The organism is Microbacterium sp. Root61 (genome assembly GCF_001427525.1).
Taxonomy (GTDB): Bacteria; Actinomycetota; Actinomycetes; order Actinomycetales; family Microbacteriaceae; genus Microbacterium.
This window is the reverse complement of sequence record NZ_LMGU01000001.1, coordinates 1,177,691-1,200,102: the sequence shown is the minus strand read 5'-3', so window position 1 is coordinate 1,200,102 and position 22,412 is coordinate 1,177,691. Positions and strand designations below refer to the sequence as shown.

General features: G+C 70.3%; 20 protein-coding genes and 1 tRNA gene. 12 read left to right on the top strand and 9 right to left on the bottom strand.

Annotated features, from left to right (window positions below; all coding sequences use genetic code 11):
- Positions 1-22 precede the first annotated feature (22 nt).
- Positions 23-1,213 (bottom strand): amidohydrolase, encoded by a 1,191-nt coding sequence (locus ASD65_RS05855; protein WP_056219734.1) that lies wholly within the window; start codon positions 1,211-1,213, stop codon positions 23-25.
- An 82-nt stretch (positions 1,214-1,295) separates the two neighbouring features.
- Here ASD65_RS05855 and ASD65_RS05850 point away from each other — a divergent pair.
- The 4 genes from ASD65_RS05850 to ASD65_RS05835 all read left to right on the top strand — a co-directional run bounded on the left by ASD65_RS05850 (position 1,296) and on the right by ASD65_RS05835 (position 5,304).
- Positions 1,296-1,371 (top strand) — tRNA-Ala (locus tag ASD65_RS05850).
- 503 nt (positions 1,372-1,874) lie between these two features.
- The gene (locus ASD65_RS05845; RefSeq protein ID WP_056219732.1) at positions 1,875-3,347 is read left to right on the top strand and encodes a hypothetical protein; all 1,473 of its coding nucleotides are present in this window, start codon (positions 1,875-1,877) and stop codon (positions 3,345-3,347) included.
- Positions 3,348-3,454: 107 nt separating this feature from the next.
- Positions 3,455-4,078 (top strand): winged helix-turn-helix domain-containing protein, encoded by a 624-nt coding sequence (locus ASD65_RS05840; RefSeq protein ID WP_056219729.1) that lies wholly within the window; start codon positions 3,455-3,457, stop codon positions 4,076-4,078.
- Positions 4,075-5,304: an MFS transporter gene (locus ASD65_RS05835; RefSeq protein WP_056219726.1), complete on the top strand. Its 1,230-nt coding sequence runs from the start codon at positions 4,075-4,077 to the stop codon at positions 5,302-5,304. The genes ASD65_RS05840 and ASD65_RS05835 overlap by 4 nt, the downstream gene beginning before the upstream one ends.
- Positions 5,305-5,310: 6 nt before the next feature.
- Here ASD65_RS05835 and ASD65_RS05830 read toward each other — a convergent pair whose 3' ends face one another.
- From ASD65_RS05830 to ASD65_RS05820, 3 genes are all read right to left on the bottom strand, one after another.
- Positions 5,311-6,903 carry an AMP-binding protein gene (locus ASD65_RS05830; protein ID WP_056219724.1) on the bottom strand — a complete coding sequence of 531 codons (1,593 nt, stop codon included), beginning with the start codon at positions 6,901-6,903 and terminating at the stop codon, positions 5,311-5,313.
- A gap of 104 nt (positions 6,904-7,007) precedes the next feature.
- Positions 7,008-8,084, bottom strand: a complete 1,077-nt coding sequence (locus ASD65_RS05825) for a Glu/Leu/Phe/Val dehydrogenase family protein (protein ID WP_056219722.1) — start codon at positions 8,082-8,084, stop codon at positions 7,008-7,010.
- A 69-nt stretch (positions 8,085-8,153) separates the two neighbouring features.
- A complete protein-coding gene (locus tag ASD65_RS05820) occupies positions 8,154-10,058 on the bottom strand; it encodes a heavy metal translocating P-type ATPase (protein ID WP_056224529.1) in 1,905 nt (634 codons plus the stop codon).
- Between the two features lie 76 nt (positions 10,059-10,134).
- Between ASD65_RS05820 and ASD65_RS05815 the strand changes: the two genes are divergently transcribed.
- The 3 genes from ASD65_RS05815 (at position 10,135) to ASD65_RS05805 (ending at position 11,961) form a co-directional block, all read left to right on the top strand.
- Positions 10,135-10,938 carry a class I SAM-dependent methyltransferase gene (locus ASD65_RS05815; protein WP_056219719.1) on the top strand — a complete coding sequence of 268 codons (804 nt, stop codon included), beginning with the start codon at positions 10,135-10,137 and terminating at the stop codon, positions 10,936-10,938.
- A 138-nt stretch (positions 10,939-11,076) separates the two neighbouring features.
- Positions 11,077-11,457: a VOC family protein gene (locus ASD65_RS05810; protein ID WP_056219714.1), complete on the top strand. Its 381-nt coding sequence runs from the start codon at positions 11,077-11,079 to the stop codon at positions 11,455-11,457.
- Positions 11,458-11,484: 27 nt separating this feature from the next.
- A complete protein-coding gene (locus ASD65_RS05805; RefSeq protein WP_056219712.1) occupies positions 11,485-11,961 on the top strand; it encodes a YbaK/EbsC family protein in 477 nt (158 codons plus the stop codon).
- Between the two features lie 277 nt (positions 11,962-12,238).
- Here the strand turns inward: ASD65_RS05805 and ASD65_RS05800 are convergent, their stop codons facing one another.
- On the bottom strand, positions 12,239-13,009 hold the full coding sequence (locus tag ASD65_RS05800; protein WP_056224527.1) for an IclR family transcriptional regulator: 771 nt from the start codon (positions 13,007-13,009) through the stop codon (positions 12,239-12,241).
- A 61-nt stretch (positions 13,010-13,070) separates the two neighbouring features.
- Here ASD65_RS05800 and hutH point away from each other — a divergent pair, with 61 nt between their 5' ends.
- The 3 genes from hutH to hutI are packed head-to-tail and all read left to right on the top strand — an operon-like array spanning position 13,071 to position 17,598.
- Positions 13,071-14,639, top strand: coding sequence for a histidine ammonia-lyase (gene hutH / locus ASD65_RS05795; protein WP_056219709.1), 1,569 nt, complete (start codon positions 13,071-13,073; stop codon positions 14,637-14,639).
- Positions 14,636-16,315 carry a urocanate hydratase gene (hutU, locus tag ASD65_RS05790; protein ID WP_056219707.1) on the top strand — a complete coding sequence of 560 codons (1,680 nt, stop codon included), beginning with the start codon at positions 14,636-14,638 and terminating at the stop codon, positions 16,313-16,315. The genes hutH and hutU overlap by 4 nt, the downstream gene beginning before the upstream one ends.
- Complete coding sequence (gene hutI / locus ASD65_RS05785; RefSeq protein ID WP_056219704.1) at positions 16,312-17,598, top strand: imidazolonepropionase; 1,287 nt, start codon at positions 16,312-16,314, stop codon at positions 17,596-17,598. Before hutU ends, hutI begins: the two co-directional genes overlap by 4 nt.
- A 9-nt stretch (positions 17,599-17,607) precedes the next feature.
- On the opposite strand, the gene ASD65_RS05780 is transcribed toward hutI, so the two are convergent.
- The 3 genes from ASD65_RS05780 to ASD65_RS05770 form a co-directional block, all read right to left on the bottom strand.
- A complete protein-coding gene (locus tag ASD65_RS05780; protein ID WP_056219701.1) occupies positions 17,608-18,078 on the bottom strand; it encodes a SixA phosphatase family protein in 471 nt (156 codons plus the stop codon).
- A gap of 86 nt (positions 18,079-18,164) precedes the next feature.
- On the bottom strand, positions 18,165-18,512 hold the full coding sequence (locus ASD65_RS05775; RefSeq protein WP_056219699.1) for a gamma-glutamylcyclotransferase family protein: 348 nt from the start codon (positions 18,510-18,512) through the stop codon (positions 18,165-18,167).
- 17 nt (positions 18,513-18,529) lie between these two features.
- Entirely contained in the window at positions 18,530-19,801 is a 1,272-nt protein-coding gene (locus ASD65_RS05770; RefSeq protein ID WP_056219696.1) for a DUF445 domain-containing protein, read from the bottom strand.
- Positions 19,802-19,852: 51 nt separating this feature from the next.
- Between ASD65_RS05770 and ASD65_RS05765 the strand changes: the two genes are divergently transcribed.
- Positions 19,853-20,125 carry a metal-sensitive transcriptional regulator gene (locus ASD65_RS05765; protein ID WP_056219692.1) on the top strand — a complete coding sequence of 91 codons (273 nt, stop codon included), beginning with the start codon at positions 19,853-19,855 and terminating at the stop codon, positions 20,123-20,125.
- 4 nt (positions 20,126-20,129) lie between these two features.
- Here the strand turns inward: ASD65_RS05765 and ASD65_RS05760 are convergent, their stop codons facing one another.
- Positions 20,130-21,290, bottom strand: a complete 1,161-nt coding sequence (locus tag ASD65_RS05760; protein WP_056219688.1) for an acyl-CoA dehydrogenase family protein — start codon at positions 21,288-21,290, stop codon at positions 20,130-20,132.
- A gap of 119 nt (positions 21,291-21,409) precedes the next feature.
- Between ASD65_RS05760 and ASD65_RS05755 the strand changes: the two genes are divergently transcribed.
- Positions 21,410-22,408 (top strand): TIGR00341 family protein, encoded by a 999-nt coding sequence (locus ASD65_RS05755; RefSeq protein WP_056219685.1) that lies wholly within the window; start codon positions 21,410-21,412, stop codon positions 22,406-22,408.
- The last annotated feature ends 4 nt before the right edge of the window (positions 22,409-22,412 follow it).

Here is a 22,412-nt window from a genome sequence, read left to right as displayed (position 1 = left end):
GTCGGTCTGTCGCGCCCGCCGCTCAGGTCGTGTGGAGTACGCGTCCGCCGCCGATGACCAGCTCGCGCGGGGGAGTGCGCACAAGCACGTCCATGGGGTTCTCCGCATCCACGAGGACGATGTCCGCCCGCGCGCCGACGACCAGGTCGTGCACGTCGCGCCCGACGAGTCCCGCTGCCGAGGAGGTGGCGAGCTCGACGACGCGGCGCAGCTGCTCGTCGCGGACGATGCTGGAAGACCGGGCGTACTGCCACGCGATCCCGAGCATGTCGCCGGTCCCGTAGGGGCTCCACAGGTCGCGGATGCCGTCCGTACCGAAGCCGAAGCCGACTCCTGCAGCATCCAGCTCCTCCAAGGGGAGCTGGGGGAGGCGCAGCGGCGCCACGGTCGTCAGGGTGACCTGGAGCGCCGCCATCCGCTGCAGGAGGTCGCGGCGACGTGCGGCATCGACCTGCGCGAGGGCGAAGCCGTGCGCGATGTTGACGCGCCCGGTGAGTCCGAGGCGCTCGGTGCGGTCGAGGATGAGGTCGAACTGGAACGCACCGAGGTCGGCCGCATCATGCAGGTGGATGTCGATGCCGGTGCCGTACTCGGCGGCGATCGCGAAGATCGCGTCGAGCTGACCGACCGGGTCGCGGTCGATGCTGGCGGGGTCGATGCCGCCGATGTGCTCGACGCCGGCGCGCGCGGCATCCGTCAGCATTTCGATGACTCCGGGGCGCCGCAGCACGCCGTCCTGCGGGAACGCGACGATCTCGGCCGTGATCGCCCCGTCGTACTCGGCGATGGCCTCGCGCACCGCCTCGATGGCGGAGAGCCCGACGCCCGGATCGACGTCGACGTGCGTGCGTATCGCGGTCGTACCGTGGCGGACGAACTCCGCCAAGACCGCACGCGTGCGCTCGGCGCTCGGGAGGCCGAGATCGCCGCGCCGTTCGCGTTCGTATGCGATGCGGCCTTCGGTGCCGCCTGCGCCGCCGTACGGCTGCCAGGGCAGGCCCCACCATGATCCGTCGATGTGGGCATGGGTGTTCACGAGCCCCGGGATCGCCAGCAGCCCGCGCCCGTCGACCTCGCCCGGCGCGGATGCTGCAGTCGCGTCGGTGGGAGTGATCGCGGTGATCAGTCCGTCGGAGACGTGGATGTCGGACGCATCACCGCCCCAGGGCCGGACGTTGCGGAGCAGGGTGACGGGGGAGAGCGGATGACGCATTCCTCCATCCTCTCCCGCCGCGGCGTGTGCGGGAAGCGTTCGCGACCCCTCCGCGCGGCGTGATAATCTAACGGAGGTTCTTGGGCCTGTGGCGCAGCTGGTAGCGCACCTCGTTCGCATCGAGGGGGTCAGGGGTTCAAATCCCCTCAGGTCCACCAAAACCACGAAAGACCCCCGCGTTGTGCGGGGGTCTTTCTGCGTGTGTGGCGCGTGGTCGAGGTCGCGGTCGAGGCCGAGAAACAGCATTCCGGCTCGGAAACGGTGCGTCGCACTGTTTCCCGGACGGGATCTCGTTTCTCACCGGCGGGTGGCCGATATCGTCTGCGCACCGTGGGGCGACTCCCGCAGCGAGCCGCGGTCGGGCCGTGAGACTGCACCGGTGCGTCGAAACCGTGGGCAATACCCGCAGTCTCGACGTCCTGGTGCAGTCTCGCGTAGCTCCGGTGGAAGACGGTTCGGGATGCTTCGGAACTCTGTCGGCGGGGATGACGCTGGTTGGAGATCGCGATGACGGGACTGCGTGGACCTGGTCGGATCAGACAACAGTCCGGCGTGAATGTTCATGCTAGTTTGAAATGAGACGTGAGTTCGATTCAGTCGGGCTGACGCTGGTCCCTGTCCCTAGCTCGGCTTCCGAAAGTGGTCTGCGTTGTCCTCGTACGTGAAGTCCCTCCGCGCAACGTCGCGCAATGTCCTGGTCGGCGTGCTGATCGCCGCCACCGCCGTCTTCACCTTCGGGGCGGTGCCGATGGCGGCGCACGCCGCATCCGTAGGCACGATCGGTGACCTGCAGGCGGCTCTCTCTCCCGGTACGGATGCGACGGTCACGCTCAGTGCCGATATCTGGGCGTCCACCGAACCACTGGTGATCGACAGGGATGTCACTCTCGATCTTGATGACCATGTGCTCTTCGCCAGCGACATCACGGTGAACGAGGGCAAGACACTCACCATCATCGCCAGCCAGTTCAATCGCAGCGGGACCATGAACATCCACGGGACGCTGGTCCTGGCGGAGGACATGACCATGCAGAACTACGCCGAGGTGACGGTCGGAGCGACAGGCAGGATCGTGTCGGATGCGACTCCGCGCACTCTCGCCGGGATGTACTCGATCGCAAACGGAGGCACCATCACGACGGCGATCAGCCCGACTGTCGAGGTGAGCGGAAACAACTCCACCGTCCGGTTCGTCGACAACCTGGCGGACTCCAGCTGGGTGGATGTCACGATCTACGCACCCACGATGGCCGCCGCCGGCATCGCGTTGCCCGACTTCGTGCGCACCCATGCGACGATCGCGTCCTGGAACACGATGAGCGATGCGAGCGGGTCGGCCTTCACGGAGGCCACCGTCCTGACTCCGGGGTACCAATGGGCGTTCGCGCAGTGGGCACCCGTCGGAATCACCAGCATCGCGGTCACCTACGAGGGCAGCCCGGATGCCGCACCGGCCGGCGACTACATCGACCTCGTCGTCACAGACACGAGCCCCGGCGGCGGCGCCGACATCACCGATCTCGTCACCTTCACCAGCAGCCATCCGAAGGATCGCATCAGCTACTTCGGGTTCGAGGTCTACCTGGCGGCGCACCTCGTCGGGGATCGTGTCGTGACGGCGACGCTCAAGGGCTTCCCGGCAGTCGTGAGCAGCGTCGAGGTTCCCGTCACGCACTCGGGTTACATCTCTGACGCCGAGCTGAAGATGACGCCGGACACCGTCGTCACCGGGGGGACATCGTCGGCCTACCTCAGTGCCGTCGATGAGTTCGGCAACAGCTTCGCCCGTAACATGATCGACGGACTGGACTGCAACTGGTGCTGGATCACCCTGAGCAGCAGCGACCCGACCGATGTCATCGATCCGGACACCGGCGTCATCGCCTTCACCACGCTCGGGCCGCATACCATCACGGCGTTGATCGAGCAGGGTGAGGGGGGCAGCTTCGAGGTCACCGCGATCGTGAACGTCGTCGCCGCGCCCGTGACGCCGACGCCCACTCCGATCCCGGTGCTGCCGAAGACGCTCGCCGCGTCCGGCTCCGACGTCAGCCCGACTCCGTGGGTCGCCATGATGCTGACGCTGCTCGGCCTCGGCGCGGTGCTGGTCGCCCGCCGCCGCAGCCGCGCGTAGCCTGCCACCCGACCCAACGCCCCTCGACTCTCTCGGTCGAGGGGCGTTGTTCCGTCCTATCCTAAAGAAGTCTTGCGAAAGGAGTCTTTAGAATCTAGCCTTGCTGCGTGACCGAACCACAGACCGACCACGCCGGCCGGGCGCGCATCAGCGATCCTGCGCGTCTTCGGGCGTTGGCGCACCCACTGCGGCTGCAGCTTTTCGACATCTTCACGGAGCGCGAGGAGGTCACGGCGACCGAGTGCGCGGAGATCCTGGGGGAGTCGGCTGCGAGTTGCTCGTTCCACCTGCGCACGCTGGAGAAGTACGGCTTCATCGAGCGCGCGCCCGGCCGCGGCCGGGAGAAGCCGTGGCGCGCCGTCGCACATTCCTGGGACATGCGCCCCGACCCCGAGCAGCCGGGTTCCCTGCGGGCGACGCAGGAACTCGCCGTCCTCGGCCTCGACAGCGAGTGGCAGCGCACCCGCGCGTTCTTCGGTCAGGCCGACGCGGAAGAGGACCGCTGGGTGCAGGCATCCACCTTCACGCGCAGCTCGTTCTGGGCGACGGAGGAGGAACTCGCGCAACTCAGTCGCGACCTCCAGGACATCACCGAGCGCTTCGCCGGACGCGCCGCCGATCCGTCGAAGCGACCGCCAGGGTCTCGGTTCTCCCGCATGGTCGCCGTCGCCAACCCGGAGCCGTTCTCCAGCCCCTACGCGGGCATGACCCCTGACACGGACGAACGATGAGCAGGGAGAAGAACCAGGTCACCGCCTGGGGGATCCCCGGCTTCCGGCAGCTGACGGCGGCGTGGGTCTTCACCAACCTCGGCGACAGCGCCCTGTTCCTGATGGCGGCCGTGTGGGTGAAGGACCTCACCGGATCGGATGCCGCGGCCGCGGCCGTCTTCATCGCGCTGGGACTCCCCGCCATTCTCGCCCCCTTCCTCGGGATGCTCGCCGACCGCTTCTCGCGCAAGCGGCTGCTGATCATCGCGAACATCCTCATCGTGCCGATCGTGCTCGCTCTGCTGCTGGTGCAGCCGCTCGACGCCGTCTGGCTCGTGTACGTCGTGATTTTCCTCTACGGCTGTATCGGCTATCTGACCGCGGCCGCGCAGTCGGGCCTGATCCGCGACATGATCGAGGACGACCGCCTCGCCTCCGCCAACGGCGTGCTCACGACGATCGACCAAGGGTTCCGGCTGATCTCGCCCCTGATCGGCACTGCGCTGTATGTGTTCGCCGGGCCATCCGCGGTGATCGCGCTGACCGCCGTGAGCTTCGCCGTGACCGCCATGCTGATGTCACGCGTTCGCGTCGTCGAATCACCCCACGAGAAGCCCACCGAGGGCTCGCACTACTGGCGCGATCTCGGCGCGGGGTTCACCCACCTCTTCCGCACTCCGGTGCTCAACCGCCTGACGCTCGCGATGGCCATCGCCTTCGGTGCGATCGGCCTCATCAATGTGACGGTGTTCCCGACGCTCGAGCAGGGGTTGAACGTGCCGGCCGCGACCCTCGGCGTCATCGTTCCGCTGCAGGGCGTTGGCGCCCTCATCGGGGGCGTGTTGTCGGCGAGGATCGTCCGCGGCATCGGCGAGGGCCGTGCCGTGGGCCTCGGGATGGTGCTGATGGCGATCGGATGCCTCCCCACGGCGTGGAACTCGATCGTGCTGGTCGCGGTGGGCATGGCGCTCGTGGGGTTCAGCATCCCGATCATCGTCGTCGGCTTCGCGACGCTGCGCCAGAAGGCGACCCCGGCGAGCCTGCAGGGGCGAACGTCGGCGGCGAGCAACGTCGCGGTGAACGTGCCGCAGACGATCGCCACGATCGTGGGTGCCGCCATCATCGCCGCGGTGGACTACCGCGTGCTCATCTACCTGACCTTCGCGGTCGTCCTGTGCGCGGGAGTGTTCGCTGCGACCGGCCGGAGACCGGTCGCAGCGACTGTCGACGAGGTCGTCGCCGACTGACCCGCGTCAGCCGGCGGCCACCTCGCGGGCGCGCAGGTCCTTGCGCAGGATCTTCCCGGCCGTCGACTTTGGGATCGCGTCGATGAACTCGACGCGCCGGATCTTCTTGTGCGGCGCGACGTTCTCGGCGACGAACGCCATCACCTCCGCGTCGGTGAGGCCCGAATCCGGCGCGGCGACGACGAACGCCTTCGGGATCTCCTGGTTGTCCTCGTCGAGCACGCCGATGACCGCCGCATCCATCACTTTCGGATGCGAGAGGAGCAGCGCCTCGAGCTCGGCGGGCGCGATCTGGTAGCCCTTGTACTTGATGAGCTCCTTGACGCGGTCGACGATCGAGAAGTAGCCGCCCTCGTGGTAGACCGCGATGTCGCCGGTGTGCAGGAAGCCGTCGGCGTCGAGGGTCTCGGCCGTCGCGTCGGGCTTGTTGAGGTAGCCGAGCATGACGTTGGGGCCCTTGATCCACAGTTCGCCCGGAGCGGTCTCGCCGTTCTCGCCGAGCTCGGTGATCTCCGCGCCGGTCTCGGTGTCGATGAGCTTGCACTCCTGATTGGGGAGCAGCGTGCCGACCGAGCTGACCGGGATGTCGTGACGTGCCGACTGCATCGCGTGCGAAACGGGGCTCAGTTCGCTCATCCCGTAGCCCTGCATCATGCGGGCGTGGATGCGGCGACCCGCCGTCTCGGCGGTCTCGCCGTCGAGCGGCGCGGCGCCGGAGAACACCGTGTGCACGCTGGATATGTCGTACTGGTCGACGACGGGATGCTTGGCGAGTGCGACGGCGATCGGCGGAGCGATGTACAGGTACGTGCACTGATAGGTCTGGATGTTCGTCAAGAAGTCGACGAGATCGAACCGCGGCATCGTGACGAGACTCGCGCGCTGCCGCAGGGCCAGGTTCAGGAGCACGGTCATGCCGTAGATGTGGAAGAACGGCAGCACCGCGAGCACGCGGTCGGAGGCGAGGAGCTCGATGTTCGCGCGGGACTGCTGCACGTTGGCCACCAGGTTGCGATGGCTGAGCATGACCCCCTTCGGGACGCCGGTCGTGCCGCTGGAGTAGGGGAGCACGGCGACGTGCGTCGCCGGCTCGAAGGAGACTTCTGGGGCGGGGGCCTGCTCCGTGAGGAGCTCCCGCAGGTTCGCGTGGCCTTCGGCGCCGTCCAGGACGATGAGGTGGTCGTCGGGGATGCCGCACGCCGCGGCGGCGGCCTTCGCGCCGGGCAGCAGCGGCGATACGGTGACGAGCCAGGTGGCCCCGGCATCCTTCAGCTGCTTCTCGATCTCACCGGGCGTGTACAGGGAGTTCACCGTGGTCACGGTTGCTCCGGCTCGCAGCGCGCCGTGGAACACGGTCGCGAACGCAGGGACGTTCGGGCACAGCAGCCCGAGAACCGTGTCGGTGTCGACGCCGCGCGCCGCCAGGGCGCCCGCGAACGCGAGCACCTGCCCGCGCAGCGCGCCGTATGTCGTCTCGGCACCGGTGGCGGGATCGATCAGGGCGATGCGACCGAGTTCATCGTCGGTGAGCGACGCGAAGAGGTAGTCGTAGATGCTGACATCCGGGATCTCGACATCCGGGGTGGGGCTTCGGAACATGCGGTCTCCTTTGACGCGCTGACACTGACAGGGACATCCTGTCAGTCGTGCGATCAGGTGTCACGCCCCGCGAGACCGAGTCCCGCGGGGCGTGAGACACGGACTCAGCCCGCGAGGGCGTGGTGGCGGTCGCCCGCGGCGAGCCGCGCCGCGGCCAGAGCCTCCGCGGCGGCCAGCGGCGTGATGCCGCGCGCCTCGGATTCGTCGAAGATGCGGCGTACGGTGTCGCCGATCGCGGCGACGCGGTGCATGATCTCCGGCCGCGTGCCGAGCTGCTTGGCCTCGAGGTCGAGGTAGATCACACCCCCCGCGTTCACGACGAAGTCCGGTGCGTACAGGATGCCGCGTGCCGCGAGTCGCGCGGCGCCCTCGTGGGCTGCCAGCGGGTTGTTCGCAGGGCCGCACACGGCGGCGGCGTCGAGCTCGTCGATGACCGCGTCGGTCAACAGCCCGCCGATGCCGGCCGGGACGAAGACGTCCGCGGGGACGAGGTGCTCGGTGCCCGGGACGCACCACTGCGCGCCGAGCTCGACCGCGAGGTCGCGCTTGTCGGGATTGACGTCGGTCACGGCGAGGATCGCGCCCTCGGCGGCGAGCCGGACGGCGAGTCGGCTGCCGACCTGGCCGAGGCCCGAGATCGTGATGCGGCGGCCGGCGACGTCGGCCGCCCCGGTGACGCGCTCGAGCGTGGCGCGCAGTGCTTCGTAGACGCCGACGCTCGTGGGTCCGGCGGGCTCACCCGAGCCGCCACCGGCCTCGGGAAGGCCCACGACGTGCGACGTGCGCTCGCTGACCACGAGCATGTCTTCGGTCGTCGATCCGACGTCCTCGGCGGTGCGGTACAGACCGCCCAGCGACTCGACGGCGTCGCCGAGGTCGAGGAAGGCGGCGCGGCGCCGGTCCGCGTCCAGCGTCATGCCGGGCTCGAGTCGGATGACCGACTTGCCGCCTCCGGCGTCCAGCCCTGCGGCGGCGTTCTTCAACGTCATCGCGGCAGAGAGGCGGAGCGCGTCGGTGAGCGCGTCGCTCCACTGGGGGTACGTCCACAGGCGGGCTCCGCCGAGGGCGGGGCCGAGTACGGAGGAGTGCAGCGCGACGGCGATGAACAATCCACTGCGCCGTCCGGTGATCACCTCCACGCGCTCGTGGGTGAAATCTGGCAGGGGCAGGGCGTGGGTCATCGCGATCCTCTTTCGGCTGGCCTTTTGGGCTATGCGCTTCCGGAGCCGCGGCGTTGCGGCATCCTCCTTCTATTGTGCATCAGCTCTCTCCGGGGTGGGGAGCGGAGTCGCCGACGCGCTCGCGGGCAGCACGGGCGGACGCCCGCCCAGCGCGCGGAGCGCGTACAGGATGGTCGCGAGATCGACGAGCTCCTGGATGAGCGCTCCGGCGACGGCGGGGATGACGCCGGTCGCGGCGATCAGCATGAGGCCGATGCTCAGGGCGATGCCGATCCAGATGGCCGTCAGCGCCACGCGCAGCGTGTGTCGGCCGATGGCGACCGCGTCGACCACCTTCGAGAGCGAGTCCTTCAGGATGACGGCATCCGCGGCGTCCCCTGCTGCCGTCGACCCCTTCGCGCCCATCGCGATGCCGATGTCGGCCGCCGCGAGTACGGGTGCGTCGTTGACGCCGTCGCCGACCATCAGCACCGGGCGCGGGCGCAGGTGCGCGGCGAGCTGGACCTTGTCGGGCGGGAGGAGCTCGGCGTGCACCTCATCGATCCCGACCGCGTCCGCGATCGCGCGCGCCGTGGTGTCGGCGTCGCCGGTGAGCATGACGATTCGCGCGACGCCGTTGCTCCGCAGCCAGGACACCACCGAGGCCGCCTCCGGACGCGGGTCGTCGGCGAGTACGAGGCCACCGGCGAAGCGACCGTCGACGGCGACGTACGCGGCCGCTTGGCCGGGGTCGAGCGGCGTGCGCTCCGTGTCTGCGGCGACCGAGGCGACGTAGGCGGGCTTGCCGACCACGACGACCCTGCCGTCGATGGTCGCTGTGACGCCGTTGGTCGCCACCTCGCTCGCATCGCGCGCGCGTCGGATCGGGATGCCGCGTGCGGCGGCGGCGCGCCTGACGCCGTCGGCCAGGACATGACTGGAGTACTGCTCGGCGGAGGCGGCGAGTCCGAGGAGCTCGTCGGCGGTGAAGCCGGCGGCGGGTCGCACCTCGACGAGGTCGGGGCGACCCTCGGTGAGGGTTCCGGTCTTGTCGAAGGCGGCGGAGCGCACGCGGGCGAGCTGCTCGAGGACGGCGCCGCCCTTGATGATGACGCCCGTTTTCGCTGCCCGGGACAGACCGCCGAGGAAGGCCACCGGCGCCGCGATCAGGAGCGGACACGGCGTGGCGAGGACGAGCACCTCGGCGAACCGCGTCGGATCGCCGGACAGCCCCCAGGCGGCGCCGGCGATCACCAGCGACACGGCGGTGAACGGGATGGCGAAGCGGTCGGCCAGGCGCACGGTCGGTGCGCGGGACTCCTGGGCATCCCGGACCAGCGCGACGATCTGCTGATACTGACTGTCTCCGCTGCGACGCAGGGCTCGGATCCGGACCGCGCGGGAGCCGTTCACGCTGCCGGAGAGCACCTCGTCGCCGGCCACACGTGCGACGGGCATGCTCTCGCCCGTGAGGGATGACTCGTCGAACGATCCGGAATCGGAGAGGAGGATGCCATCGACCGGGACCACCTCCGAGGGGCGGACCAGCAGGACGTCGCCGATCCGCACATCGTCGGCCGCGGCATCCTGCACGTCGTTCGAGTTCTCGTCCGCAGGATGCAGGACGACGTGCGCGACCTGAGGAGAGCGGTCCAGCAGAGCCGTGAGCTCGCGCTTCGCACGCCGGCCCGCATAGTCCTCGAGCGCCTCGCCCCCGGAGAGCATCAGCACGATGATGAGCGAGGCGACGTACTCGCCGACCGCCAGGGTCGCGATCATCGCGACGACCGCGAGGATGTCGAGGCCCACGTGGCCTTTCAGGACGTCTCGGATCATGCCGACGAGCGTCCACACGATCACCGCCGATACGTAGACCACGGCGATCCACTGCCCGGCACGCTCGGCACCCGTGACGCTGAGGACGATCACCGTCGCGCCGACGAGGAGGGTCAACCACACGATCGGGTAGCGCAGCAGCCAGCGGAGGACACCCATGTCCACCACAATGCCGGTCGGCGTCACCGCGCGCCACCGGTCCGGCGCCTCCTCATGGCGGCGATAGCCTCAACCTATGTCGACTGAGAAGTACACCCACGGTCACCACCCGAGCGTGCTGAGTTCGCACGAGTGGCGCACGGCCGAGAACTCCGCCGCGTACCTGCTGCCCTCGCTCAGGCCTGGGCAGACCGTGCTCGACGTCGGCGCCGGCCCGGGCACGATCACGGCCGATCTCGCGGAGATCGTCGCCCCCGGCGCGGTGACGGGCGTGGACTACTCCGCGGAGATCGTGGCCAAGGCGAACGCGCTCGCTGCCGAGCGGGGGCTCGACAACCTGACGTTCGCCGTCGGCGACGCGTATGCCCTCGACCTCCCCGACGACAGCGTCGACGTCGTGCACGCGCACCAGGTGCTGCAGCACCTGGCGCGGCCGGTCGAGGCGCTGCGGGAGTTCCGTCGGGTCGTGCGCCCAGACGGCGTCGTCGCGGCCCGCGACGTCGATTACGAAGGCGTCATCTGGTACCCCCAGGTTCCCGCGCTCGACGAATGGCTCGAGGTGTACCTCCGCGTGCACCGCGGGGTCAGCGGCGAACCGGCCGCCGGCCGTCGCCTCAAGACCTGGGCGCGTGAGGCGGGGTTCACCGACATCACCTCGAGCGCGGCGCTCTGGCTGTTCGAGACGCCGGAGGATCGCGCGTGGTGGGGCGGCGCCTGGGCCGAGCGGGCGGTGTCGTCGGCGTTCGCCGAGCACGCGGTCTCCCTCGGCATCGCCGACCACGCGACGCTGGCCCGCATCGCCGAAGGATGGCGCACCTGGGCCGCCGACCCCGACGGCTGGCTGCTCATGCCCCACGCCGAGGTGCTCGCCCGCGGCTGAGATGGACCTCGCCTGCGGCCGAGGCGGACCTCGCTCGCGGCCGACCCGCTCGCCTGCGGCTGACCCGCTGTCGGACTGCTCCGCGGCGGCGTACCGTGTGCGCCAGGGGGAGAGGTCCTTCCCTGAGATGAGGGCGAAATGTTCGAGAATGCACGAGGCGCCGCCGTGATCGCGGCGTCAGATCTTGCCCGTGCTCGATCGTTCTACGAAGGCGTCCTGGGGCTGACGCCGGATGAGGTGCAGGACGACGCGGAGGCGGTCTATTACAAACTCGGCGGGGTTCCGCTGATGGTCTATCGCTCCGGCTACGCCGGGACGGCCCAGAACACCGTCTTCGCGCTGGAGACCGACGACCTGGCGGGAGCCATGGCGTCGCTGCGCGAGAAGGGCGTCTCCTTCATGGAGTACGACTTCCCCGGGCTGACGACCGTCGACGGTGTCGCGGAACTGGCCGGTGAGCGCGCGTCGTGGTTCACCGACAGCGAGGGCAACATCCTCGCGCTGAGCCAGCGGACCTGACGCCGGAATCGCCTCTATCCTGGGCTCGTGACCGAACACCTGCCCACTCGCAGCCGCATCGTCCATGACGCCCTCCGCTCCGCGGGGATCGAGGGCGCGATCGTCGTGCTTCCGGATGCCGCGTCCACCGCGCCCCTGGCCGCTGCGGCGCTCGGAGTCGAGGTCGGCGCGATCGCGAACAGCCTCGTGTTCTGGTCGGACGACGAGCCGCTGCTGGTCATGACGAGCGGCGCCCATCGCGTCGACACCGCGGCGCTGGCCGAGCGCCTCGGCCGCGGGAAGATCGCGCGCGCCACCCCGGAGCAGGTGCGGGATGCCACGGGCCAGGCCATCGGCGGAGTCGCTCCCACGGGGCATCCGTCGCCGCTGCCGACCGTGATCGACGAGGCGCTCGCCGCCTTCCCGGAGCTGTGGGCCGCGGGAGGCACACCGCACACGGTGTTCCCGCTCACCTACGACGAGCTCGTGCGCCTCACCGGCGGGACCGTCGCCCAGGTCGACTGACGACGGGGCGCGGCCGATGCGACCGCGCTTGTCACGACTACGGTGCGTTTCGTCGGAGATAGCCACTTCGTCGGACGCGAGTGCGGAGTGGCGATCCGACATGGTGCGGATCTCCGACCTTGTGGCTGCCGGCGAGGCGAGGCGAGGCGAAGGCCGGCGTTGCGTTGCGAGGAGTCGCGAGGCGAGGCGAGGCCCGGCGTTGCGTTGCGTTGCGAGGATAGGCGCTGCGAGGCGAGGCGGGTCGGTCGAACCGTCGTGCGCTGAGGCGGCTCCGGGTCTACGCGCGAACCCCGCCGATCCGGCGGCCGAGCTCGCGAGCGGTGCGTGACACGTCGGTGACGAGCGCGTCCAGGTCGAGCGCGCGGTCGTCCGGGAAGGTCACGGCGAACGCGGCAGCGGGCCATCCGGCGTGATCCAGCACTGCGACGGCGACCGAGCGCAGCCCGAGACTCACCTCGCCGTCCTCGACCGCGTACCCGTCGGTGCGCACGCGACGCAGCTCGTCCCGCAGCTCACGCGGGTTCTGCGGGCCCCGGCCCGTCCGGTCGGCGAAGGACGAGGCATCCGGATACAGTGCGCGCACCTGCTCGCGTGAGAGGGCCGCCAGCATGGCGCGGCCGGTGGCGGTGAGGTGTGCGGGAAGTCGCACGCCGACGTCCGTGACGAGTGCGGGTCGGCGGGCAGCGCGCTCCTCGACGATGTAGAGCACGTCGCGCCCGGTCATGACCGCGAGGTGAGTGCTCTCGCCGATGCGGTCCGTGAGGGCGCCGGCGAGGGGCCGACCGAGCCGCGCGAGGGGCTGCTGGCGGGCGAAGCCGCCGGCCAGCTCGAATGCCGCCGTGCCGAGGCCCCACCGCCGTTCGGCAGCCAGATGGACCACGAACCCGTGCTGCTGCAGAGCGTCCAGCAGGTGGTAGACGCTGGAGCGGGGGATCTCCAGCGTCGTCGCGAGCGTCTGCGCGGAGACCGGACCGGGCTGACGGGCGAGGTGGGAGAGGATGCGCAGCGTCTGATCGGCGGCGGGCACCTGAGGGCGACTGTCTGACATCACAGACACAGGATGTCACGGCGCGCTGTCGCACGCGAACGGTTCGGTGTGGAATCGAGCCATGAATGCGCCCGCCGTCACCCATCAGCTCACGGATGTCGTCGTGGGAGGCACGCCCCTGCGGCCCGACGACGTGGTCGCCGTCGCCCGCTACGGCGCGCGCGTCCGGATCGATCCCGCCGGTCTCACCCGCATCGCCGAGGCCCGTGCCCTCGTCGACGCCCTCGCAGATGACCCCGAGCCGCACTACGGAATCTCGACGGGCTTCGGCGCGCTCGCCACGACCTTCATCGCCCCCGAGCGCCGGATGCAGCTGCAGGAGAGCCTCATCCGCTCGCACGCGGCCGGCACCGGACCCGAGGTCGAACGCGAGGTGGTGCGCGCGCTGCAGCTGCTGCGCCTGCAGACGCTCGCCACCGGACACACCGGCGTCCGCCCGGTCGTCGTCGAGACGTACGCCGCGATGCTGAACGCCGGCATCACCCCGATCGTGCGCGAGTTCGGCTCGCTCGGGTGCTCGGGCGACCTCGCGCCACTCTCGCACGTGGCCCTGGCCGCGATGGGCGAAGGCGACGTGCGTGTCGCGGACGGGGACGTCGTCGCGGCATCCGAAGCCCTTGCCGCCGCTGGAATCGCGCCGCTCGTGCTGCGCGAGAAGGAAGGTCTCGCGCTGATCAACGGCACCGACGGGATGCTCGGGATGCTGCTGCTCGCCGCGTACGACCTGTCGGTGTTGCTGCAGACCGCGGATGTCGCAGCGGCGATGTCGATCGAGAGCCAGCTGGGCACCGACGCGGTCTTCGCAGCGGACCTCATGGCGCTGCGCCCGCAGACCGGCCAGGCCGCGTCCGCCGCGAACCTGCGCGCCTTCCTCGGCGACTCGCCGATGGTCGCGAGCCACAAGGGCCCCGAGTGCACACGCGTGCAGGACGCGTACTCGCTGCGCTGCGCCCCGCAGGTGCACGGCGCCGCGCGCGACACGCTCGATCACGCGCTGCTGATCGCCTCGCGCGAGCTCGCGGCGGCCGTGGACAACCCGGTCATCACCGACGACGGCCGGGTCGAATCCAACGGAAACTTCCACGGGGCGCCGATCGCGTACGTGCTCGACTTCCTCGCCATCGCCGTGGCCGACGTCGCCTCGATCTCGGAACGCCGCACCGACCGCGCGCTCGACCCGGCCCGCAGCCACGGGCTGCCGCCGTTCCTCGCCCACGAGGTCGGTGTCGATTCGGGGCTGATGATCGCGCAGTACGCCGCGGCCGGGATCGTCTCGGAGCTCAAGCGACTCGCGGTCCCGGCATCCGTGGACTCCATCCCCTCCAGCGCGATGCAGGAGGACCACGTCTCGATGGGGTGGGCGGCCGCTCGCAAGCTGCGCCGCTCCATCGACGGCCTCGGTCGCGTGCTCGCGATCGAGGTGCTCACCGGGGCGCGCGCGATCGACCTGCGTGCACCCCTGCAGGCGGGCCCCGCCACCGGCGCCGTGCACGACCTCGTGCGCACCGTCGCCGGCGGCCCCGGCCCCGACCGCTTCCTCTCACCCGAGATCGAGGCCGTGACCGCGCTCGTCGCGTCCGGCGCCATCGCCTCCGCCGCCTCGGCGGCCGTCACGAAGGACAACGCATGACCACGACATCCTCCCGCGTCATCCACGCCGCCCGCGGAGCCGAGCGCACCGCGAAGAGCTGGGGCGCCGAAGCAGCCAAGCGCATGCTGATGAACAACCTCGACCCCGAGGTCGCCGAGCACCCCGAAGACCTCGTCGTCTACGGCGGCACCGGCAAGGCCGCCCGCAGCTGGGAGGCGTTCGACGCGATCGTCCGCACCCTCGACGAGCTCGAACCCGACGAGACGCTGCTCGTGCAGTCGGGCAAGCCGGTCGGCGTCTTCCGCACGCACGAGTGGGCACCGCGCGTGCTCATCGCCAACTCCAACCTCGTGGGCGACTGGGCGACGTGGCCCGAGTTCCGCCGACTCGAAGAACTCGGCCTCACGATGTACGGCCAGATGACGGCCGGATCCTGGATCTACATCGGGACGCAGGGCATCCTGCAGGGCACGTACGAGACGTTCGCAGCGGTCGCGCGGTCCCTCGCCGAGAAGCAGGGACGGGATGCAGCCACGGCGAGCCTCACCGGAACGCTGACCCTCACCGGCGGCTGCGGCGGCATGGGCGGAGCGCAGCCGCTGGCGGTCACGATGAACGGGGGAGCGGTGCTCATCGTCGACGCCGACGAGTCGCGCCTCGCCCGCCGTGTCGAGCACGGCTACCTCGACGAGTACACGACCGACCTCGATGTCGCGATCGAGCGGGCCGTCGCGGCGCGCACCGAGGGGCGGGCGCTGAGCGTCGGCGTGCTCGGCAACGCGGCGCTGGTGTTCCCCGAACTGCTGCGCCGCGGCATCCCGATCGACGTCGTCACCGACCAGACGAGCGCGCACGACCCGCTGGCCTATCTGCCGGTCGACGTCGCGTTCGAGGACTGGCGGGCCGAGGCGGAGCGCGATCCCGCAGGCTTCACCGAGAAGGCGCGCGCCTCGATGGCGGCGCAGGTCGCGGCGATGGTCGGATTCCAGGATGCCGGCGCCGAGGTCTTCGACTACGGCAACTCGATCCGCGCCGAGGCCCAGCTGGGCGGCTTCGCGCGGGCATTCGAGTTCCCCGGGTTCGTGCCGGCGTACATCCGCCCGCAGTTCGCCGAGGGACGCGGACCGTTCCGCTGGGTGGCGCTGTCCGGCGACCCCGAGGACATCCGCAAGACCGACCAGGCCGTGCTCGAGCTCTTCCCGCACGATGAGGGGCTGCGCCGCTGGATCGAGCAGGCGAGCGAGAAGGTGCACTTCGAGGGACTTCCGGCCCGCATCTGCTGGCTCGGGTACCAGGAGCGCCACCTCGCCGGCCTCAAGTTCAACGAGATGGTGGCCTCCGGCGAGCTCTCCGCGCCGATCGTCATCGGGCGCGACCACCTCGACTCGGGTTCGGTGGCCTCGCCGTACCGCGAGACCGAGGCGATGGCAGACGGATCCGACGCGATCGCGGACTGGCCGCTGCTCAACGCCCTCCTGAACACCTCGAGCGGTGCATCGTGGGTGTCGATCCACCATGGCGGCGGCGTCGGCATCGGCCGCAGCATCCACGCCGGGCAGGTGACGGTCGCCGACGGCTCCGCCCTCGCGGCCGAGAAGATCGCGCGCGTGCTCGTGAACGACCCGGGTTCGGGCGTCATGCGGCACGTCGACGCCGGGTACGACCGCGCCAAGGAGATCGCGCGCGAGCGCGGCCTGAAGGTGCCGATGCTGTGAGCACCACGCTGATCACGAACATCGGTGAGCTGACCACGAACGTCGCGGTCGACGGCGACCGGTTCGGGACCCTCCACGATGCCGCCGTGCTGGTCGAGGGCTCGCGCATCGCCTGGGTGGGCCCGGCAGCCGAGGCCGAATCGCAGGGTTTGGGGCGCTCATCGTCCGTTGGGGCGCACCGATCACGCCCCAACGGACGGATCGCGCCCCAAACCCCGCAGACCGAGGCCGCGGAGGCCGGCGGGCACGAGGCCGCCGAGACCGGCGAGATCGAGATTGTGGATGCCCGGGGCCGGGCCGTCATCCCGGGGTTCGTCGACAGCCACACGCACCTCGTGTTCGGCGGGGATCGGGCCGACGAGTTCGAGGCGCGGATGACCGGCGTGCCGTATGCGGCCGGCGGCATACGCCGGACCGTCGCGGCCACCCGTGCAGCGAGCGACGACGAACTGCGCCGACGCCTGCGCGGATTCGTGGCCGAGCTGCACGCGCAGGGCACCACCACGTTCGAGATCAAGACTGGCTACGGACTCACCGTCGAGGACGAGGAGCGCCTCGCGCGCCTCGCGGCCGAGGTCACTCCGGAGGTCACATTCCTCGGTGCGCACGTCGTACCGGCCGAGTACGCCGACCGTCGCGACGAGTACGTCGACCTCGTGTGCGGCCCGATGCTGGCGGCCTGCGCCCCGCACAGCCGCTGGATCGACGTGTTCTGCGAGCGTGGGGCGTTCACGCCGGACGAGGCGCGCCGCATCGTGGCCGCCGGCGTGGTGCACGGGCTCGAGCCGCGGGTGCACGGCAATCAGCTGGGGTTCGGCGAAGGGGTGCGGGTCGCGGTGGCGATGGGCGCCGCCTCCGTCGACCACTGCACGTACCTCGACGACGCGGATGTCGCGGCCCTGGCCGCGAGCGACACCGTGGCGACGCTGCTGCCCGGCGTGGAGTTCTCCACCCGCCAGCCGTACCCCGATGCGCGTCGGCTCATCGACGCCGGGGTCACTGTCGCGCTGGCGAGCGACTGCAACCCGGGGTCGAGCTTCACCAGCTCCATGCCGTTGATGATCGCCCTCGCCGTACGCGAGATGGGCATGACGACGGCCGAGGCGGTCTGGGCGGCCACCGCGGGCGGGGCCCGGGCCCTGCGGCGCACGGACATCGGGGCGATCGCCCCGGGAATGCGGGCCGATCTCGTGCTGCTGGATGCGCCGACGCGCACCCACCTCGCCTATCGTCCCGGTGTGCCGCTCATGGCGACGACCTTCAAGGACGGCGTCCCGGTCTGACGCGCGCGGTCAGTGCGGCGAGTGGAAGGTCCACTCGGCCGGCTCGATGGCGTCGATCACGGCCCAGTCGTCCTCGTCCCAGCGGAAGGTCGCGACCGCGCACGTCGGCATGTGGGTGATGCGGCCGCCGGAGAGCGTCTCGGCGAGCTCGGTCAGGCCGGGGTCGTGCGCGACGAGCACGACGCTGTGCGCGCCGCTGGCGGCGGCCCGCTCGAGCAGCGTCCGGGCGGAGGCGCCGTACAGCAGCGGGTCGAGGTCGATGGCCAGGCGCAGCTCGGCTGCGAACGCCTCGGCCGTGGTGCGTGCACGGAGCGCCGTGCTGGAGATGATCACGTCGGGGCGGAAGCCGTGGTCGAGGAACACCCCGGCCATGTGCGGGGCGTCGCGCTCACCGCGGTCGTTGAGCGGGCGGTCATGATCGGGCAGCTGCGGGTCGCCCCAATCGGACTTCGCATGCCGCACCAGCGCGAGCCGGATCACGCGGGCACCGCTTGGCTGGTGAGGAGATATCCGGCTCTGTGGCCGACACCGAGAAGCATCACAACGTAGACGCTAGTCGCTCGACGTCACCGTGCGACGTAGGCCCACGCGCTCCGTCCGGTGGCCAGTACGACGGCGACGCGGCGGTAGGCCTCGACCTCGTATTCGTCGGCGGCTTCGAGCTCGTCGACGCTGACCCGAAGCACCTTGCCCATGACCTTGTCGAGCCGGTTGCCGGTGCGGCGCAGGATCGCGTGCGTGCCGAGTCCGGACACCCCCACGACCCGTGGGTCCGCTATGTCGACGTAGTCGACGGTGTACCCGGTCAGCACGTCGTCGTCCCCGGTCAGGAGGCGCCCGAACGTGTCGAGTTGCACTGCGGGGAGCTGAAGCGTCCCGTAGCTGAAGAGAAGCTCGTCGGCAGTCTCGGCCACGCCCTCAGGCTAGCCGCTCAGGGGATCAGCGCGTGAGCGATCGAGAAGATCGCGACCCCGGCCAGCGCACCGACGATCGTGCCGTTCAACCGGATGTACTGCAGGTCGCGGCCGACCATGAGCTCGATCTTCTCCGTCGTCTCGGCGGGGTCCCAGCGTTCGACCGTGTCGGTGATGATCGAGGCGATGTCGTGCCGGTAGCGGTCGACCAGGAAGACCGCGGCCTGCGTCACCCATTCATCGACGCGATGCTGCAGCGCGGCATCCGTCGTCAGTCGTTCGCCGATCTCGATGAGCGCCTGTCCGATGCGCACGCGCAGGGAGCTCTGCGGGTCGGCGAGCGAGGTCAGCAGTCCGGACTTGGCGGTGTTCCAGGCGGATGCCGCGAGCTCGCGCACGCGCGGACTGTCGAACACGCCGATCTTGGCGTCCTCCAGACGACCGATCGTCGCCGGGTCGTGCTGCAGCCCGTCGGCCAGGCGCGCCAGGTACCCGTCGATGGCCCGCCGGGCGGGATGCCGCGGATCGGCGCGCACCGCGGCGACGAACTTGACGGCCTCGCTGTAGGCCGTGTCGTCCACGAGCCGCTGCGCGATCGAGGGCACCCACGACGGCAGACGGCGGGAGACGAGACCGTCGAACGCCACGCGGTTGTTGCCCAGCCAGGTGGCGATGTTGTCGGCGGCGAGGTCGACCGCGCCGTGGTGGGCACCGGCGGCGATCACGCGTTGCAGCCAGCCGCCCAGCGGCGGCCCCCACTCCGGAGCGATGAGGTGCTCGCGGGCGAGGTCCTCGATGATCTCCTGCACGTCGTCGTCGCTCAGGGCGGTCAGAACGCCGGCGATCATGGTGGATGCCTCGGCGCCCACCCGCTCGGCATGCACCGGCACGCTCAGCCACTCGCCGAGCCGCGCCGCGATCGGCGTCCCCTCGAGCTTCGCTCGCACCACGGAGCCTTCGAGGAAGTTGGTCTCGACGAACTCGCCGAGCGTGCGGCCGATCTCGTCCTTGCGAGTCGGGATGATCGCGGTGTGCGGGATCGGGATGCCCAACGGATGCCGGAACAGCGCGGTGACGGCGAACCAGTCCGCCAGGGCGCCCACCATGCCGCCCTCGGCGGCGGCGCGCACGTAGGCGAGGGCGGGGACGGACTCCTGCCAGGCGAACGCGACGACGAACACGACGGCCATGAACAGCAGGGCGCCGAGCGCCACGCCCTTCATCAACTGGAGGGCACGGCGGCGCTCCTGGTCGGCCGGACTCAGCAATGCCGTCGGGGTGCGCGCCATTCCGCCATCCTCGCACGGCGCATCCCCGGCTACGGGCGGTAACCTTGCCGCGTGATCGAAGACATCAAGAAGCGCGCGCTGCACCGCACCAGCATCCTCGAGGGGCAGATGCGGGGGCTGGCGAAGATGATCGAGAACGAGGACTACTGCATGGACATCATCGGTCAGTCCCGGGCGATCGAGAAGGCGCTCGAATCCCTCAACCGACTGCTGCTGGAGAACCACCTGCGCACGCATGTCACGCACATGTTCGAGCAGGGCGGCAACGACCGCGAACAGGCCGTCGACGAACTGCTGAAGGCGTTCGCGTTCGACAAGAAGTAGTCGCTCAGCCCTCGAGCGGTCCGAGCCAGGCCGTCGCGACGGTCGAGTGCGCCGACTCGGGGTCGGACGGGTGGAACATGCCCGCCAGCACGTCGCGATACAGCCGACCGAGCTCGCTGGCACTGAAGTAGGACGAACCGCCGGCGACGAGTACGGCGTCATCGACGACCCGCTTGGCCATCGTCACGGCGCGGTGCTTGAGCCCCGACAGGAGCGCGAACCACTGCGACCCATGATCGGCAAGCCGGTCCACGTCGCCCGCGAGCGCCGCGAGCTGCGGCGGGAGGGCGTCGTACGCGAGCGCCATCTCGGCGATGCGCCAGCGGATGTCGGGGTCCTGGCTATACGACGCCCCCGTGCGCTTGGACCGGCGCTTGCCGGCCGTCTCCACCGCGAGCTCGAGGGCGCGCCGCGCGATGCCGGTGTAGACCGATGCCAGCAGGATCTCGAACACGCTGAAGATGCCGAACACGATGGGGTCGGGGTTCGGCCCCGGTGCCACGCGCCGCACGATGCGGTCCGCGGGGGCGACGGCGCCGTGCAGTTCGGTCGTGCGGCTCTGCGTGCCGCGCATGCCCACCGTGTCCCAGTCGTCCCGCGTCACGACGGCGTCGGTGCGAGGGACGAAGGCGTAGACCATCTGCGGTCCGTCGGGGGAGGTGGTGTCCAGGCCGTGCAGCCCCAGCTGGGTCCACACCGGCGCGAGCGAGGTGAAGATCTTGGTCCCCGTGAACGCGTACGATCCGCCCGGCCGGGGCGCGGCATCCGTATCGCTGCCGAACAGCACGAGGTCGTTGCCGGCCTCGCTGATCCCGAAGGCGAATACCTCTCCGACCGCCGCGCCGGTCTGCACGAAGGCGAGGTCGTCGATGCCGCGATCCTGGAGGACCTTCGCGACGCCGGTCCACACCAGGTGCATGTTGATCGCGAGGGCGGTGGCCGGGGCGGCGCCCGCAAGCCGCTGCTGGAGGACGGATGCCTCGGCCAGGCCGAGCCCGGCGCCGCCGCGGTCCTTCGGCACGAGGATCGCGAGATAGCCCGCCGCGGTCAGCTCCGCGAGGTCGTCGTCGGGAAAGGTGTTCTCGCGATCGTGGACCGTCGCCCGGGAACGGATCCGCTCGAGAAGGTCGTCGGGGAGGTACGCCGCAGGATCGAAGTCGGTCACGGCTCCATTCTTCCGCCTCGGACTCCGGTGCGGGGTGCGGATCGAGAACCGGTCGGGACACGGTACCTCTTGCCCGGGCACCCGTGCCACGATGAACGCAACCGCAGCGAGGAGACCACATGTCCCGCCTCACCCAGACCCTGATCCCGCGTTCTCAGCGGCAGCCGGTCGACGCCCTCAACGACGCGCTGGATCTCGGCTACGGCGACACCGTCGGCAAACGCACCGGGTTCCTCATCATGCTGACGCTGGCCGGGATGATCGCCATCGCGGGCGTGCTGACCGACTCCACCGCCACCGTCATCGGGGCCATGATCATCGCACCGCTCGGCACCCCGATCCTGGGCATCGCGCTCGGCATCGTCACGGGGCACCTGAGCCTCGTGCTGCGGTCGATCATGTGGGTGCTGATCGGCCTCGTGATCGTCATCGTCCTCGGGCTCATCTTCGCGGTGTTCGTCGCGACGCCGGAGAGCCTGGCGACCAACTCCCAGGTCGTCGGGCGCACCTCGCCGAGCCTGATGGACCTCGTCGCGGCCCTGGCGACCGGCCTGGCCGGAGGGTTCGCGATGTGCCGGAAGGACCTCAGCGCGGTGCTCCCCGGCGTCGCCATCTCGATCTCGCTGGTGCCGCCGCTCGGCGTCGTGGGGGTGTGCGCCGGTCAGGGACAGTGGGAGGACGCCTTCGGCGCGCTCGTCCTGTTCCTCTCCAACGTCGTCGCCCTGGTGATCGCGGGCAGCATCGTCTTCACGATGGGCGGCTACGCCCGGGACCCCGGATCCTCGCCGAGCGCGAACCGGCGCCGCGCGTACACGGTCGTCACCGTGCTCGCGCTCATCGTCGCCATCCCGCTGGCCGCCAACTCGATCGTGTCCGTCGCCTTCGCCCGATGGTCGGTGACGGTCCAGCAGGAGACCGTCCGCTGGCTGGCCGACGTGCCGGGCGCGCGCGTGTACAACGCGGACTGGGACGGCCTGTCGCTCACGCTGAACGTCACGACCGAGGACGGGAAGCTACCCCCGATCGACGCGCTGCAGAAGCAGCTGTCCACCGCGGTGCCGAGCTTCATCGGCGTCGTGATCGATGCCGGACAGGCCGTCGAGTACGTGGTGCGGTGATTCT